The sequence below is a fragment of the Methanothrix thermoacetophila PT genome (assembly GCF_000014945.1).
Lineage (GTDB): Archaea > Halobacteriota > Methanosarcinia > Methanotrichales > Methanotrichaceae > Methanothrix_B > Methanothrix_B thermoacetophila.
On sequence record NC_008553.1, the window covers coordinates 1,128,384 to 1,144,518 of the forward strand.

Genomic DNA, 16,135 nt, shown 5'->3' on the forward strand with positions numbered 1-16,135 from the left:
CAGACTCTATAATCCCAATGGCCATCAGACCGCACGCTCACCTCTCGAAGATCTCCAGTATCTTTTTTGATATGAGTTCTGCAGCGCCCTCCGGGTCCAGAGTGGTCGTGTCCACCACTATCTCCGGGCTCACCGGCTCCTCGTATGCCACACTCACGCCGGGGACCTTGGCGCCTGAGGCGGCCTTTTTGTATATCTCCTTCGGCGCGAACTCTGCTTTTCTGAGCGCCTCCCGCTCCATGCACACATCCAGAGGGGCCTTTATGTAAACCTCCGCGAACCTCTCCACGAGTTTTCGGGCGAGATCTCTGTACCTTCTGCGGTTTGCGGTTGCATCGATGATCACATTGACCCCTGCATCGCAGAGAAGCTTCGCCATGTAGGCGAGGCTCGCATAAACGATATCCCGCTCCTCATCTGTGTACCTCGGATTTGGTGTTACCACCCTTCTTATCTCGTCGAGCTCTAGTATCTTGACCTTAACGCCCATCCTCGAGAGGTGCTCCTTTGTCCTTCTGGCGATCGTGGTCTTGCCGCATCCGGGAAGTCCGGTGAACCATACTGCCCAGGCCATGACCAAAACTGTGTGGGCGATCCAATAAAAACTGCGCGTATAGTCATTAGGAGCAGTCCGGATAAGAGCAGAGGCCAGAAATCTGGACCTTACCGCAATCTGCAGGTTGGAAACGCCTAATTCGCATTCGGAAACGTCCAGAAATTGAGATGTGCCCGAATAGGAGCAGAAGTCAGAAATCTGTGGCTTGTTTCTTTTGGCTGGAGGAGATACTCAATCCTCATTCGGACACGTCCGACTTGCACACCATCCAAGCTGCTGAACGAAGATTGATCTCATTTTTGGCATGATGGTGAACGCCGAATCCGGACACTTGTTCGGTGATCTGGGCCACAGCCCACTTCTTTCAGCCCTCTGGCCGTTCAACTCAGCATGTCTATTAGCCCATGGCCGATATGATGACTTTTGCACTGCACCAGGTAGCGGTTCGATAAGGCACTGTGCCTGCTGAGAAGATGATTGAGGTTACGCCTCGGCCACCTCGTAGTCTGTGTCCATGGTATCCTGGAGGCCGTCTTTGGATATGTGGGAGACCATCCTCTCAGAGACGTCCTGATCTGACAGTATCTCCTCGAACCTCTTGAGGTATCCGTCCCTCTCAGCAGCCCTTTGGCTCTCGAATATGTTCTTGTACTCGCTCACGGTGGATGGAGCCACATGAAGGACCTCGCTCATCTCCTTCACAGACTTCCCCTCCTCCCAGAGCTTTATGAAGAGCTCCCTGTCGAAGGGCGGCTTGAGATCCGAGTCACGGAAGAGATGGAGCTTTATCCGCGCTCTGCTCACGGTCTTGTTGAGCGCGCGATCTCCTAGCTGCTCTGCGATCTCGGTATCGCTGAGGCCTTTGTAAAACAGTCTTACAACAGCCGCGAGCTGTTTTGGTGTGAGCTTTGTCTGTATGTTATATGCCTTAATCATCTCAGAGACGACGCCAAGAAGTGCCTGCTCGATCTCAGAAGTGCTTCTCAACGTTCCATGCTTTTTGGCAGGCTTCTCGACGACCTTGGTCGTGGGGGCGATCTTCAGGACGAGCTCTCTTAAATGATCGGTCTTGCCGCTCAATTAATCACCCATCGTGAAACTACTCTGTTTATAGTATAAAGAGATTTCCATTGTATTATTGTTTATGATAGCATGTATGGCGGTTCAGATTCACAATAATGCCTCTGATTGAAAACCAGGTACTTGGAGGCATCGATCGTGGATCTGAAAATAAATAAGCGTTGCCCCTCTTCACTTGCCCTCTTGGAGCGGGGCTGTGGCATCTCAGACTATCCGCTCTCCCGCGCCCGGTCCCCACATCGCGTTGTATATCTCCTCTACTTTAAATACAACTGCAGCCTTCGCGGGCAGCTTTGGATTCACGCCGTGAACCCACTTGACCATATCCTCGTAGATAGGCCCCGACTTGTGGACCTCCACAGATCCCTTTATCTGGAACGACTTCTTGGTCTCGGAGTTGTAGCAGACGATAGACATCTTCGGGTTTTCATGAAGGTTCGCTGCGGTCTTGTTGAAGAAGTTGTCCGCGATCAGGAGCCTCTCATCATCGAGTATCTTGAGGAGACCTATGAAAACAACGTTTGGAACGCCATTTTTGCTGGCGGTCGCTATCGGCACGGGCTTCTGCTTCTCCAGTGTCTGCTTCACATCCTCTGGCATTTTCGCCATTTTAAATCACCATACCAATCTGAAGAGAACAACATATTTATTTTTTCCCCGGAGAGGATATGGTGCAGTACCGCGATCGTCGGGAATAATCGTGCATGTCCTCCAGTTCGAACCGCAGGAATCCGGTCGGGCTCGATTCACGAATGCCTTCTCAGGACTCGGCATTCGATAATCCTTGATCTCAGTGGAGTTGCAACGGATTACAGCCGGAATCCCTCGACTCAGGACTGCGCGTTATGAACCTCATGAGTCGATCTGGAGACGTGCACAATTTCCTGTAATCTTCTCGGATCGCGACTGTGTGTTACGGAACCTCGTCAGCAGCGCCTCGTAGAACGTCCTCTCCTTCCCTTCTGTTGTTCTGACAAGCCTGTCGAGTATGAGCTCTGGCGTTGATCTGGCCAGATGGTTGTACCTCGGACTCCTGCTGAGTATGAGGTTGTTCCTCTCATCCAGGCCCTCTGCTTCTATTCCATCCACCCTGACAGCTGTCCTTGAAAATCTGCGTATCTCATCTGCGAGATGGCTCACGAAAAGAGCCACAGAGCCGTTCTCCTGGACCATATCAAGTATCGATGCGATTATCCTGGCAGATGCCCCTGGCTCTGTTATCGCTTCCAGCTCGTCCGCGAGCACGAGCTTTCTTTTCTCGGTTGCGAGAGCTGAGAGCTTTCTCATTGTGCTCTCGAACGCCCCCGCACTGAGAGTGCCACTGCTCTTTGCAAAGAAGTAAAGCTCATCGAATATCGATATCCTGCACTCACTGGCAGGAACAGGCAGGCCCATGTGTGCGAGTATCGCTATCTGCGCCATCAGCTCAAGGAGCGAGGTCTTGCCGCCGGAGTTCACACCGCTCAGTATCGCTGCCTTTTCAGTGTACTCCCGGATCCCACATGCACCCAGACTGTAGCTGACAGGCTCCGGGTTCTGTATGAATAGATGCCTGCCATCGCGGAATCCTATCCCAGGATCGTGGATGAGCTCAGGCATTGTGAGACCGCATGAGATGGCGAAGTCTCCGATGGCGTAAAGAAAATCGAGCTGTATGAGTTTTTTTATGAGATTCGCTGTGAGACCATCCATGTTCGCCAGGGATCCGGCGATCTCTCTCTTCCTCCTCAGCCCTTCTGCCTCCCTCCTCCTCCTCAGCTCAATCTCAAGCTGGCGCAGAGCTCTGTGGTTGATCTCCAGAGGGTATTTTATCTCCTCGGGTATGATCTCCTCCAGCCAGATTGCCTCTCCTTTAAGGTTCAGATCAGCAGCGACCCTCGCCCTCGCCTCTGATATCACAGATTTGAAGATCCCATGCATCTGCGTCTCAAACACATCCCTGATCATATCCCCGCGCCCGAGCGCTCTGAGGAGATCCGGGCCTCCAAGGGTCACAGAGCTCGTCTCTATGCGCTTGCGGAGCTCTGTGTTCGCCTGGGCGAGCGCTGAATCAACCGCCGCAGGTAATCTTTTAAGAAGATCATCAATGCGTGATATGTCTGATTGATCTTCATCATCGAACAACCTTCTGAGCGCATTCCTGAGCTTACTCAGATCCTCAAAGTGCTCGATGCCTCTCTCCTCAAGCACTGCTGCGAGCTCCATGGCGGCCTCCAGAGCGTCTCTGTTCTCTGTATAGAAGCTCAGCACTGCCTCGGGGGCAATGTACCAGATGTCAAGCTGCTCCGCGATCTCCACACCTGGGAGGGGTACTCCAGGGTCGCTGAGAACGATCACATGATCGTAGCCGCTGGCGATATCCCGTAGCTCTCCTGGGCTCTCTGCCAGATGTATGTCGAGGAGGCGGTCAAAGCCCATCGACCTCGCCATTGCGAGCTCCTCTGGGGATCTAGCGGCGATAGCCCTCCCTTTTATTCTCTGAGCGCCCCTCCGCCTGAGCGGCTTTATCCTGCGCAGGAGATCTCTTACATCTCCGAGCCTCCTGCGAAGATCCATGGCGCGCAGCGAGACCGAGCGCATCTCTTTTATGAGCTCTGGAGATCCTGAGGGGAAAAGGGTGGAAATCCGCATGATGGCATACGCCGTATTCGCATGCTCCGCTATTCTGTTCAGGATCGTTCTGTATATCCGCTCGGCCTCATCAGTGGCCAGGAATGACTCGGGGGAGACACCGTACCTCAGGCCTCTGGCTGCTCTGACAGTGGCTATGGCATGGCGCTCGCCGATCGCCGCTCTCAGATCATTCATATCCTCATCTGCGATCGCCCTGAGGGCCATCTCCTCGCTCTCGAAATATGAGAGTAAGCGCTCCCTCAGGCGGGGCCCCACCCCGGGAATGTCCTGCAGTCTCACAGCATGGAGTGAAATGCTTTCTATATATGAAAGTCTCATATGACCTGGAAGGGGAAGATCATGAGCAATCCTGGCAGGCCAGAAATCTTCGTGGCCGGATTCGGCACTGGTGCTGATCTCGTGCGCCGGCTGGCCGTGAGCAGGGATGGCATTGCGGGCGATGTGATATACACCGATCGCAGATCCTGCGTTATATCGATTGATGATGGGCAATCAGTCGATATGCGTGCACCCTGCTGTGTGAAGGGTCTGTTTGAGCTCCTGGGAAGTGCAGCGGTTGTTTTCATGATCTCCGATTGCAAAGAATGCATACGCACGTCACGCCTCGCAACCAGGATTGCGGAAGAGAGTGGTGTCGCAGTCATGGTTTTTATGATTGAAGATGAAGATGGTCAGCTGGAGATGCCTGATGACCTGGGGCTCCACAACTGCGACCATGAATGGATCTGCGAAAGAAGCTCTGTGGTGGTTGTCGACGTTCCCTCTGATTTGGATGATGAGCTGCGTCTTGCGAAGATGATTGTATGCATATCAAAGATGCTGCTTGAGCCCTCTACAATAAATCTCGACCTTGCGGATCTCAGGACGGTAATGCGCTGCGGCACAGAGGCATGTATAATCTCCGGAACAGGCAGATCTCCTGAGCTCGCCCTCCAGGACGCTCTCGATAAATCGCTGAGCCTCATGGCTCCAAGTCGAGTGAGAGGCTGCCTCCTGCACATAACAGGTGGATTGAATCTGACGTTGAGGGATGCGAACCTCATAGCAGAGAGCATGACTGGGGCGCTCGATCAACATGCGAATATTATCTGGGGTATGAGGGTGAGGGATGAGCTGGATGTGATAGAGATCACAGCGGTGCTCACAGGGAAAAATATAAAATTACAGAGTTCCAGAAGGAGTTCTGAAAAGAGGGCATGCAGCTGGAGGGTCTGAGGGATGGAGAATTTACATCTCAGTCCGAACCGGATCGGTTCGCTCGCAGTTGCTGATGCTGAAATATGGTGAGGTTGGTATGACAGCAGAGCTCGGCGCGCTGGCAGTTTCTCTGATCCTGATAGCGGCTCTGGTCTACAGCATAAAGCTCTACATGGATGTATGAGATTGGAGGGATTTGACCCGCTCCCTGACAGGAGCGAGTATCTTTATCATGTACTCAGCGCAGGCCTTCTTCAGATCCAGCGGATGGAGCGAGCCGTTAACAAATGATTCCTCGAGCGCTCTGTAGCTCTCAAATGTGGCATCTCCTCCAAACTTTGCCGGCCGTCTCACGGTGACCGAATCGACCCTCGGGAATATGTGGTACTTGAATATCTCTGTTATCGGGTTGTTCTCTGTTATCTTTGCGGGGCAGTATGCGGCCAGGATCTTCCTCTCTATCTCCTCTGCAGGCTCGTCTACAGCTATGTTGTTTCCCTTTGAGGATGACATCTTCTTTCCATCAAGGCCCGGGATGAGGGGTGTGTGGATGCACACTGGCGCTGGAAACCCAAGCTTTGGCAGCTCCTCCCTCGCGAGCATGTGTATCTTTCTCTGATCCATGCCGCCCACTGCGACATCTATCTTCAAATCGGCTATATCAACAGCCTGCATCAGCGGGTATATCATCTGAGAGACCATGGGATTCTCAGCGCTCCTCGACACCTCATCCATGCTTCTCCTCGCCCTGTTCAGGGTCGTGTTCCTCGCCATCTGCAGGACCTTTATCACATACTCAGGTCTGAGCTGATACTCTGTTCCATAGACGAACTCCGTCCTTTCCGGGTCAAGTCCCAGCGCGATGAAGCACTCTCTGTTGTAGTCGGCGATCCTCCTCACCTCCTCCAGAGATCCCTTCTCATTGAGGAAGGCGTGAAGATCTGCCAGCAAAACGACCACATCGAATCCTGCTCTCTGCATATCGAGAAGCTTGTTCGCGGTGAGCATGTGGCCCAGATGTATGTTTCCGCTCGTCTCGTAGCCGACATACGCCCTCGGATGCTCCCTGGCATCAAGCATCTCCTGAAGCTCCTCAAGCGTCACAACCTCTTCAGTGTTCCTTATCACCAGCTCCAGCCGATCCAATGAACTTCACCACCGAGCCGGTGGAAATCAACCGGTATAATGTTTTTGGTCACTGGTTTGGAAAGCGAATCGCATCAGTGGACGTCTCTGATAAGTATGTCTATCGTTGTGAACAAGCGTGTGACATAGAATTCGTGGGCCAAAAAGAGTCGATTCCCGCTGACATGCCATTCGATAATCGAAGCCTGCCCCAGAAACATACAAAAGGCATGAAAATTGCTGGGATTGCTCGAGCTTCTGTGGTGAGACAGACTGTTCAGTTAAAAGTCAAGCTCGAGCTCGTTGAATCGGAGATCTCAGCAAGGCCGGGCTGCCCTCCGTTGGGTACAAGCGTGTATGTTGAATTACCTGCAACGACAACGACATAACCATCCACGGGGGTTGCGTTGTATCCGTGTGTGACGAGCAAGAACGCCAGGTCCAGAGATGTCATGAGAGGATCATCATAAGAGTAAAGCAGCTCCATGAGCCCAGTATCCACACAGCTCGCTGGAATCAGCAGCACCAGCATTGCAAGGGCAACAACATTCATATACCTGTACATCTGTCTCACCGCACTTTCTGTTCTACTGGAATGTATTTAAACTTCACAGAACATGAGATCAGTACTCCAGGACATTATGGATTGTACGTAAGTGCGGTCTGTACGCCGAAATCGGGTTCGTCAATGCAGCAGGAATCAATTTCACAAACCTTTTATACCATGCCTGGTGTTTAGCTTTTACGGAGGAAAAACAATGACCGGCGAACCGTTGGCAGTGGACTATTATATCCCGATTATTCTGTTTCTGGTGATGGGTGCCATCGTGCCAATTGTTGCTCTAGCTGCCGTCAAGATCATCTCTCCTCTGAGACCTAACCGGCGTAAGGCGTCAGTGTACGAGGGCGGACTCAAACCTGTCCGCGACCCGAAGATCCGGTTTAATGTTCAGTATTATTTGTTTGCTATCGTGTTCGTGATCTTCGATGTCGAGGTTCTTTTCTTGTATCCATGGATTTACGTCTACGCTTCTGAGTTCATGAAGAGGTTTGTGATCTTCGGCTTCATCAACATGGCAGTGATCGAGATGGTGCTTTTCATCGCGGTACTGGTCGTCGGACTGCTGTATGCTATAAAGAAGGAGGCGTTGCGTTGGGTATAAGCGATGTAATACCTGTACCCGTGGCCATCGACGAGGAGATCGAGAAGTGGACGATCTGGGGCCGGCCGGTGATGGACGTCTGGTTCACCACCACCGAGAAGATCCACCAGATCATCCAGATGGGCCCGATAAAGAACGTGCTCAACTGGGGCCGCAAGAACTCCCTCTGGTTCCTGATGCAGCCGATGGGCTGCTGTGGTGTGGAGATGCTCGTCTTCGGCTGCCCGCACTACGACTGCGATCGATTTGGGATAATCCCCAGAGCCACCCCCAGGCAGGCCGACGTGATGATCATCAGCGGCTACATCACGAGAAAGTACCTACCGGCCATCAAGAACCTCTGGGAGCAGATGCTCGAGCCCAAGTGGTGTATCGCGGTAGGAGAGTGCGCCATATCTGGAGGGCCGTTCTACGATTCCTACAACATAATACAGAACACGAGCGACTTCTTCCCGATCGATGTCTACGTCCCTGGATGTCCGCCGAGGCCAGAGCAGTTCATAAAGGGCTTTGTGGAGCTTCAGGAGAAGATCAAGCAGCGCAAGGATAAAAGAGGCTACTAGGAGGGAGGTCTCTGCTTACGGCTGGCGATATATTGAGTGCGATCCAGTCGGCCTTTCCAGGAGCGGTTCTTGAGTCGAAGGTCGAGTCTGATCGCCGCCTTTGGATAACAGTTGATCCGAAGAGGCTCGTTGAGATAACGCAGTTTCTGAGGGACAAGAAGGACTTCGACCACTACTCCGGTGCTGCAGGCATTGACAAGATAAACGATAACCTCTTCGAGGTCGTGGAGATCCTGACGAGCCATGGGGCGCATCAGGTCGTCGTCATGATGAAGGTGAAGGTCCCCAGGGACAGTCCCTCTGTCAGGTCCCTCACAGGTCTCTACTGGAACGCGAATTGGTACGAGCGCGAGATCTGGGAGATGTATGGCATTAACTTCGAGGGGCATCCGGAGCTGTATCCTCTCTTGCTGCCGGACGAGCTCGTGGGATACTGGCCCTGGAGGAAGGACTTCAAGGGATACCCGGATACGACAACAGGCGAGCGCGCTATAGAGCAGGTGGGTCCGGATGGCTACACAGAGTTCAAGATAATGCCCCACCCGGAGATGATAAAGGCTGGCGTGGTGCCGGAGAGGCCAAAGTATCCGACGTTCAGGGAGCGCGAGGAGGCTGAGATAAAGTCCGACTCTGAGATGATCATGCACATGGGTCCGCAGCATGCGATCGTCCCTGGGCCGTTCCTGCTCGATCTTCTCATCGAGGGCGAGAGGGTAAAGAAGGCGTTCCTGGATGTGGGATACATCCACAAGGGCATAGAGAAGATAATGGAGAACAGGACGTACCTGCAGGGGATTGTTTACACGGACAGGATGTGCTACCTCGCGTCCATAACAAACAACGAGGCCTACTGCGGTGCTGTGGAGAAGCTTCTTGGCATAACTCCTCCTGAAAGGGCGCAGTACATCAGGGTGATACTCGCAGAGCTATCAAGGATTCAGAGCCATCTCCTTGGAACAGGCGAGTTCCTGACGCTGCTCGGCGCTGCGACATACTCCCCATTCCAGTACATGATCATAGACAGGGAGGACATAGTGTATCTAATGGAGAGCATCACCGGCGCCAGAATCACGCATACATTCGTGAGGTTCGGAGGGGTCAGAAACGATCTGCCTGATGGATTTGCAGATAAGGCCCGCCCGATACTGAAGAGGATGAGGGAGAGGACAGAGGAGTACATGGATCTGCTCCACAGCGATCCGATATACACGAGAAGGATGCGCGGAATAGGCGTTCTCTCGCCTGGAGATGCGCGCAGGCTTGGCGTCTCCGGACCGCCGCTGAGGGCATCAGATACGCCGTATGATATGCGCAGGGAGGATCCGATTCTGGTCTACCCTGATCTGGACTTCAAGGTCGTGACGAGAAAGGCGGGAGATGCTGAGGCCAGGGTTGAGGTCCGCCTGGAGGAGATCCTGGAGAGCATCCACATCATAGAGCAGTGTCTCGACCAGATACCGGATGGGCCGATACAGGAGAAGCTTCCGAAGAAGATCAAGCCCGAGCCAGGAGAGGCATACTACAGGGTCGAGGATCCGCGCGGCGAGATGGGATTCTATGTTGTGAGCGATGGATCGGAGAAGCCCTACAGGGTGAAGGTCAGGGGTCCGGTGTACGCATACATGCAAGCTCTTCCGCCGCTTCTCGAGGGCGCTTATGTTGCTGATGTGGTCGCGATAGCAGGCAGCATGGACGCATGCACAAGCGAGGTGGACCGCTAAGGGGGATTCGAGTTGTATTTATCGACAATCATAGAGACCGTATCTGCCTGGGCTGCCCAGGAGCCGAAGATATACGCCCTGGCCATAGGCCTCATAGGGGCTGCCATAATATCTGCAGTTATCAACATCGGCGCCATGGCTGTGGTCTGGCTCGAGAGGAAGTTCCTGGGCGATATCCAGGCCAGGTTCGGTCCCAACAGAGTTGGCAGTAGATGGGGTCTGCTGCAACTGGGTGCTGATGCGATAAAGCTCTTCACGAAGGAGGACAGCATACCCAGAGGCGCGGACAAGCCTGTCTATGTCTGGGCGCCGATAATAGCGAGCATAACAACAATGCTTGTGGCAGCCGCAATACCCTTCGGCGCGCTGAGGATCGACGGGAAGGACTATCCTCTGGTCGTTGCAAACATGGACATCAGCGCGTTCTATGTTGAGGCCGCTCTCTCCATAATGACGATCGCGGTCTTCATGGCGGGCTTCAGCTCCAACAACAAGTACTCGATGCTGGGCGCGTTCAGAGGAATCGCGAGGATGATCGCCTACGAGGTTCCGATGGGCGTCTGTGTCATAGCTGTTGCTCTGATGGCTCACAGTCTCAACCTGGTAGAGATCGTTGAGAGCCAGACTCTCTGGTACGCATTCGCCCAGCCGCTCGGGTTCATAGTATTCACCATAGCTCTTGTGACGGATCTCGGCAGGATACCCTTCGACCAGAGCGAGGCAGAGGAGGAGATCATAGCCGGATACACAACAGAGTACGGCGGCATAAGATGGGGCCTGCTGTATTTCCAGGAGTACATCAACATGCTCCTCGGATCGATACTTCTGGTGCTGCTCTTCCTCGGCGGCTGGAATGGTCCGAGCATACCCGTGATAACAGTGCTCTCTCCGATGGTCTGGTTCCTGATGAAGGTCCTGATAGTGCTGATCTTCCTGATCTGGGTCAGGGGCTCTCTGGTGAGATTCAGAATCGATCAGGTCACGGATCTTGGATGGAAGTGGATGCTTCCGCTCTCGCTGGTAAACCTGGCGTGGGCAGCGTTTGTGGGTCTTTACTTCGCATGAGGTGATCCGGGATGGTGCTCAAGTCGTTGAAGTACACTCTGAAGACAGCGCTCACCACAACAGAGGTCACCAGGCTGTATCCAGAGGTCATGATGGAGCTGCCCGCAAACGAAAGGGGCATACACGAGCTCGACGCCACGACGTGCATAGGCTGCGGCTCATGCGCTAGGGTCTGCCCGAACAGCTGCATCGAGATGGTTCCGTATAAGTATGGCAACCCGCTGAAGAACAGGAAGATGCAGTTCCCGCAGATCGATTATGGAAGGTGCACATTCTGTGGCCTTTGTGTCGATGAGTGCCCAGTCTCCTGCCTGAAGATGGGAAAGAGGACAGAGATCGCCGGCTGGGATAGAAAGGACATAGTATACGGGCCTGACAGGATCGCGGTGAAGAAGTTCTCCGACAAGGAGGTCGCTGAGCTAGAGGCTGAGGCAAAGCGGCAGGCTGAGGAGAAGAAGAAGGCTGCTGCGGCAGCAGCAAAGGAGAAGGCCGCAAAGGCGAAGGGGAAGGAGAACAAGGCAAAGACGAAGCCGAGCGAGGGTGGTGAGGCCTGATGGAGAAGGATTCTCTGAAATACATCAAGTATCTCTTCGAGCTGATCCTGCTTCTGATCGCGCTGGGTGTGATATTCGGAGCGCTTGCGTACATCGTTTACATCTCCCCGTGGAGCTGGAGGATGCTGGACAGGATCTACGATATCAGGTTCCTCATAGAGCTCGGCGTCTTTGCAACGCTCTCGGTTCTGATCCTCGGGCTCGCGGTGCTCACGGTCTACTCCAGAAACATAGTGCACAGCGCCCTGTATCTGATAGGAAGCTTTGCGGGTGTTGCAGCCCTGTACATATCGCTGAACGCGCCCTTCCTGGGCGTTGCACAGGTTCTGGTCTACATAGGCGCTGTGGGTGTGCTGATACTCTTCGCCGTGATGCTCACGAGACGCACGATAATGGAGGAGTCCCATGGTTAAAGCGAAGACTACGATACTCTTGGTGATCTTCCTGGCGGCACTGATCGCATCGATATCAGTGACACCATGGGAGTACGGAGAGGTGAAGAAGCAGTACAGCTTCCAGCCGGCCAAGGAGGGTGTCAGGATGCCGGAAAGCGGCATCGGGGATGTAGGGGCGGAGCTGTTCACGATCTACATGTTTCCGTTTGAGCTGCTCTCCCTGGTCCTCCTGGCAGCCCTGATCGGAGCGATATACATAGCAAGAAAGGAGATGGCCTGAGGGAGGCAGAGAGATGAGAAGGAGGGAGAGATACGATCCCGCTTGAGTTATACATTATGCTTGCCGCTGTCATGTTCTCCATAGGTCTTTATGGTCTTGCGACACAGAGGAACGGCGTCAAGCTGATGATGTGCGTTGAGCTCATGCTCAACAGCGCCAACATAAACCTGGTGGCCTTCTCAGCCTACCAGCCGAACGTGAGCGGCCAGGTTTTTGCTCTGTTCTCGATAGCTCTGGCCGCGGCTGAGGCCGGTATAGGGCTTGCCATACTGATAACCCTGTACAGACTGTACGGAACCATTGATCTCGATAACATAAACGCTCTGAGGTGGTGACATTGTACGCCGATTACGCTTATCTGATCGTGGGGCTGCCGGTTCTGGCATTCATTCTCACGATCTTCTTCGGCTGGCATCTCCCGAGGGGCGGAGGATTTCTCACGGTGCTTGCGACCTTTGCAGGTTTCATAATATCCGCTGGAATCTTCACGGAGATATTCCCTGAGAAGGTCGTGCATCAGTCGATGCACTGGTTTGCGACGCTGAACGTGGGAATACTGATAGATCCTCTGGCCCTTGTGATGCTGCTGATGGTCACATTCGTCTGCACACTGATACACACATATGCGCTGGGGTATATGAACGGCGATCCGGGCATGGCGAGGTACTTCGCTGAGGCAGGTCTCTTCACGGCGGCCATGCTCGGCCTGGTTTACTCTGACAACCTGCTGCAGCTCTTCATATTCTGGGAGCTTGTGGGCCTCTGCTCGTACCTGCTGATCGGATTCTGGTACAGGAAACCCTCTGCAGCATCTGCTGCCAAGAAGGCGTTCCTGACCACAAGAGTCGGCGACGTGATGTTCCTCGCCGGAATAATCCTGCTTTACAACAACATGGCGAAGCTTGGACTTCCGGAGGGGACATACCTGCTCCAGTTCCCTGTGATATACGAGAACCTGACCAGGATCGACCCGACGCAGCTCACGCTGGTATCGCTGCTCCTCCTCGGAGGCGCTGCGGGCAAGTCAGGCCAGTTCCCCCTGGATATCTGGCTCCCGGATGCCATGGAGGGCCCGACAACAGTCTCTGCGATGATCCACGCTGCCACAATGGTCACTGCAGGAGTGTACCTGGTCGCGAGGATGTTCCCGCTCTTCTACGCGGCCCCCTACGGGCTTCTTGCAGTCGCATACGTCGGAGGGTTCACAGCGCTGTACGCTGCGACGATGGGCCTCGCAGCATTCGACATCAAGAGGGTCCTCGCGTTCTCGACGGTCAGCCAGCTGGGCTACATGATGCTCGCGCTGGGCGTCGGGTCTGTCGTGGGCGCAGCAGCAGTTGGAGTCTCGATGTTCCATCTGATAGGCCACTCGTTCTTCAAGGCGCTCCTCTTCCTCTGCGCCGGCTCGGTCATACACGCGGTCGCGACGAACGACCTGCGCGAGATGGGCGGCGTCGGGAGGTACATGAGGTGGACGGCTGGAACGATGGCCATAGGAGGTCTCGCACTCGCAGGATTCCCCGGAACGACAGGATTCTTCTCGAAGGACGAGATTCTGGTCACAGCCTGGGAGTACGGCGCGATGACTCACGACTACCTGCCGTACATCTTCGGCATAGTGGGAGCGCTGCTCACAGCGTTCTACACCTTCAGGATGTGGTTCCTGACGTTCACAGGAGAGCCGCGCTCTGATTACCACAAGCATGAGTCGCCTTGGATCATGCTGGGGCCGCTCGTGATACTCGCGCTCTTCGCGCTCTTTTTCGGCATGCCTGCCCAGGAGGGCTTCTACGAGACAGTCGGCAACAACTTCGCCCACTACGGCGTGGACTTCGAGGAGCTCGCGCCGATCGGAGGGCATGTGGTGGAGCATGGAGGAGAGGAGGCGGCGGTGCACGAGCCGTTCATAATCAAGATACTCCCGATACTGGTGGGAGTCGGCGGCATAATCCTGGCACTGCTCTTCTACTCGCCGTGGAAGAAGCTCGATATCAGGAAATTCGTTGGCGAGAAGGATCTGCTGAGGACCATCCTGGTGAAGAGGTACTACCAGCATGAGATATTCACAGCATGGTTCGCTGAGACCGTTGTGTACGGAATATCGTTGATCGCGAACATATTCGATATAAGGATCGTTGATGGTGTGCTGAACAAGATCAGCGAGACGACTCTTGGTTTCGCGAATTCGATCAGAAGAGCGCAGACCGGAGTCATACAGAACTACATCACAGCACTGGTCTTCGGGATCGTGGTGCTCGTGATTGTGATCAAGCTGGCGATGGAGGTGGGCCTGTGATCTCAAACGCCATATCCATAATGATAGCGGTGCCGCTGGTAGGCGCGGTTCTGGCGTTCCTCACCAGAAGCAGGGGGCAGGCCCGGCTGGTTGCCCTCATAGCCTCACTGGTTCCACTGGCACTGGCGCTTCAGATGTACACCGAGTTCGACAAGTCCTCGAAGCTGATGCAGTTTGTCGAGAGCTACGACTGGGTGCCATCGATAGGCGTCAGGTACACAGTCGGCGTCGACTGCATAAGCTTCCCGCTGGTGCTGCTCACCGCCATAGTCTCCGTGCTGGTGGTGATATATGCGTGGGGTGAGAACCACAGGCCCAACCAGTTCTTCGCGCTGCTCCTGCTCAACGAGGTTGGGGTTCTGGGAGTCTTCACGGCCCTGGACTTCTTCCTGTTCTACATATTCTGGGAGATCGTCCTGATACCGATGTTCTTCCTGATCGGCATCTGGGGCGGGCCGAGAAAGGACTACTCAGCGATCAAGTTCTTCATCTACACTCACGTTGCGAGCCTGGTGATGCTTCTCGCGATATTCGCGATGTACTTCACCTACAGGCTGCCCGATGGCTCGAGGACATTCGACATGCTGACGCTGCTCCAGGCGACCTCTGACAAGACCGTCTTCCCGCCGGGGCTGATAAACGCGATATTCGCGGGGCTTCTATTCGGCTTCCTGGTCAAGATGCCCGCGTTCCCGTTCCACACGTGGCTCCCGGATGCACACGTCGAGGCTCCGACCGCTGGTTCTGTGGTTCTGGCGGCGCTGCTGCTCAAGATGGGCGGCTACGGTATATTCAGAGTGATACTTCCAATGCTTCCGCATGTCGACAAGGCGTTCGTAACTGTGATCGCTGTAATAGGGGTTCTGAGCATAATCTACGGAGCGTTCCTGGCTCTGGCGCAGAAGGACATCAAGAAGCTTGTAGCGTACTCATCGATCAGCCACATGGGCTTCGTCACCCTTGGCGCTGTGGCGTTCACCTGGCTCTCGATACAGGGAGCGATGTTCCAGCAGTTCTCTCACGGCATCATAACATGCGCCCTGTTCATGTCAGCGGGAACGATACAGCACTCTGTGGGCACCAGGATAATCTCAGAGCTTGGTGGGCTTGCTGATAGAATGCCCAAGTTCGCGTCGCTCATGCTCGCGGCCTTCCTTGCTTCCCTAGGCCTACCGGGGATGAGCGGGTTCGTCGCCGAGTTCATGGTTCTGACAGGATCATACCCGACGTTCCCTGTGTACACGATGCTTGTGGTCTTCACGAGCGTCGGTGTGACCGCAGGTTACCATCTCTGGGCGTGCCAGAAGGTGCTCTTCGGGCCGATACTGAAGAAGTATCTGGACCTGCACGATCCGCATGCTTACGAGATACTCGCCATGAGCGCGATTGTCTTCCTGACGCTGCTCTTCGGCCTGCAGCCCGCGCTGATCACGGATATGATGGGGACTGCGGCTCATCAGGTGATGGAGCCTGTTGTGACCCTCTCGCAGATGGGGGTGATCTAAG

At 54.4% G+C, this 16,135-nt stretch carries 17 protein-coding genes; 11 read left to right on the forward strand and 6 right to left on the reverse strand.

Going from position 1 to position 16,135, the window contains the following annotated elements:
- Window positions 1–37: 37 nt before the first annotated feature.
- The 4 genes from MTHE_RS05450 to MTHE_RS05465 all read right to left on the reverse strand — a co-directional run bounded on the left by MTHE_RS05450 (window position 38) and on the right by MTHE_RS05465 (window position 4,549).
- Window positions 38–574, reverse strand: a complete 537-nt coding sequence (locus MTHE_RS05450) for an adenylyl-sulfate kinase (RefSeq protein ID WP_011696220.1) — start codon at window positions 572–574, stop codon at window positions 38–40.
- Window positions 575–1,039: 465 nt separating this feature from the next.
- Window positions 1,040–1,636 carry an RNA polymerase sigma factor gene (locus MTHE_RS05455; RefSeq protein ID WP_011696221.1) on the reverse strand — a complete coding sequence of 199 codons (597 nt, stop codon included), beginning with the start codon at window positions 1,634–1,636 and terminating at the stop codon, window positions 1,040–1,042.
- Window positions 1,637–1,840: 204 nt separating this feature from the next.
- Window positions 1,841–2,245 (reverse strand): pyridoxamine 5'-phosphate oxidase family protein, encoded by a 405-nt coding sequence (locus MTHE_RS05460; RefSeq protein ID WP_011696222.1) that lies wholly within the window; start codon window positions 2,243–2,245, stop codon window positions 1,841–1,843.
- Window positions 2,246–2,488: 243 nt separating this feature from the next.
- Window positions 2,489–4,549, reverse strand: a complete 2,061-nt coding sequence (locus MTHE_RS05465) for a MutS-related protein (protein ID WP_232840827.1) — start codon at window positions 4,547–4,549, stop codon at window positions 2,489–2,491.
- A gap of 39 nt (window positions 4,550–4,588) precedes the next feature.
- On the opposite strand from MTHE_RS05465, the gene MTHE_RS05470 reads away from it, so the two are divergent.
- Window positions 4,589–5,485, forward strand: coding sequence for an FtsZ/tubulin family protein (locus MTHE_RS05470; protein WP_175265837.1), 897 nt, complete (start codon window positions 4,589–4,591; stop codon window positions 5,483–5,485).
- Between the two features lie 150 nt (window positions 5,486–5,635).
- Here the strand turns inward: MTHE_RS05470 and MTHE_RS05475 are convergent, their stop codons facing one another.
- On the reverse strand, window positions 5,636–6,613 hold the full coding sequence (locus MTHE_RS05475; protein ID WP_011696225.1) for a tyrosine--tRNA ligase: 978 nt from the start codon (window positions 6,611–6,613) through the stop codon (window positions 5,636–5,638).
- Between the two features lie 256 nt (window positions 6,614–6,869).
- Window positions 6,870–7,157 carry a hypothetical protein gene (locus MTHE_RS05480; protein WP_011696226.1) on the reverse strand — a complete coding sequence of 96 codons (288 nt, stop codon included), beginning with the start codon at window positions 7,155–7,157 and terminating at the stop codon, window positions 6,870–6,872.
- Between the two features lie 193 nt (window positions 7,158–7,350).
- Here MTHE_RS05480 and MTHE_RS05485 point away from each other — a divergent pair, with 193 nt between their 5' ends.
- Genes MTHE_RS05485 through MTHE_RS05530 form a run of 10 tightly spaced genes read left to right on the forward strand, consistent with a single transcriptional unit; the run spans window position 7,351 to window position 16,134 of the window.
- Complete coding sequence (locus MTHE_RS05485; RefSeq protein ID WP_011696227.1) at window positions 7,351–7,755, forward strand: NADH-quinone oxidoreductase subunit A; 405 nt, start codon at window positions 7,351–7,353, stop codon at window positions 7,753–7,755.
- Window positions 7,746–8,318, forward strand: a complete 573-nt coding sequence (locus MTHE_RS05490; RefSeq protein ID WP_011696228.1) for an NADH-quinone oxidoreductase subunit B — start codon at window positions 7,746–7,748, stop codon at window positions 8,316–8,318. Before MTHE_RS05485 ends, MTHE_RS05490 begins: the two co-directional genes overlap by 10 nt.
- Before the next feature lie 32 nt (window positions 8,319–8,350).
- Window positions 8,351–10,039 (forward strand): F420H2 dehydrogenase subunit FpoD, encoded by a 1,689-nt coding sequence (fpoD, locus tag MTHE_RS09185; RefSeq protein WP_235619449.1) that lies wholly within the window; start codon window positions 8,351–8,353, stop codon window positions 10,037–10,039.
- 12 nt (window positions 10,040–10,051) lie between these two features.
- Entirely contained in the window at window positions 10,052–11,104 is a 1,053-nt protein-coding gene (gene fpoH / locus MTHE_RS05500) for a F420H2 dehydrogenase subunit FpoH (protein ID WP_011696230.1), read from the forward strand.
- Window positions 11,105–11,115: 11 nt separating this feature from the next.
- A complete protein-coding gene (locus MTHE_RS05505) occupies window positions 11,116–11,658 on the forward strand; it encodes an NADH-quinone oxidoreductase subunit I (protein ID WP_011696231.1) in 543 nt (180 codons plus the stop codon).
- Complete coding sequence (locus MTHE_RS09240) at window positions 11,658–12,071, forward strand: NADH-quinone oxidoreductase subunit J (RefSeq protein WP_268741188.1); 414 nt, start codon at window positions 11,658–11,660, stop codon at window positions 12,069–12,071. The genes MTHE_RS05505 and MTHE_RS09240 overlap by 1 nt, the downstream gene beginning before the upstream one ends.
- Window positions 12,064–12,333 carry an NADH-quinone oxidoreductase subunit J gene (locus MTHE_RS09245; protein WP_011696233.1) on the forward strand — a complete coding sequence of 90 codons (270 nt, stop codon included), beginning with the start codon at window positions 12,064–12,066 and terminating at the stop codon, window positions 12,331–12,333. Before MTHE_RS09240 ends, MTHE_RS09245 begins: the two co-directional genes overlap by 8 nt.
- Window positions 12,334–12,389: 56 nt before the next feature.
- On the forward strand, window positions 12,390–12,668 hold the full coding sequence (gene fpoK, locus MTHE_RS05520; protein WP_011696234.1) for a F420H2 dehydrogenase subunit FpoK: 279 nt from the start codon (window positions 12,390–12,392) through the stop codon (window positions 12,666–12,668).
- Between the two features lie 2 nt (window positions 12,669–12,670).
- The gene (nuoL, locus tag MTHE_RS05525) at window positions 12,671–14,629 is read left to right on the forward strand and encodes an NADH-quinone oxidoreductase subunit L (RefSeq protein WP_011696235.1); all 1,959 of its coding nucleotides are present in this window, start codon (window positions 12,671–12,673) and stop codon (window positions 14,627–14,629) included.
- A complete protein-coding gene (locus MTHE_RS05530; protein WP_011696236.1) occupies window positions 14,626–16,134 on the forward strand; it encodes a complex I subunit 4 family protein in 1,509 nt (502 codons plus the stop codon). The genes nuoL and MTHE_RS05530 overlap by 4 nt, the downstream gene beginning before the upstream one ends.
- The last annotated feature ends 1 nt before the right edge of the window (window position 16,135 follow it).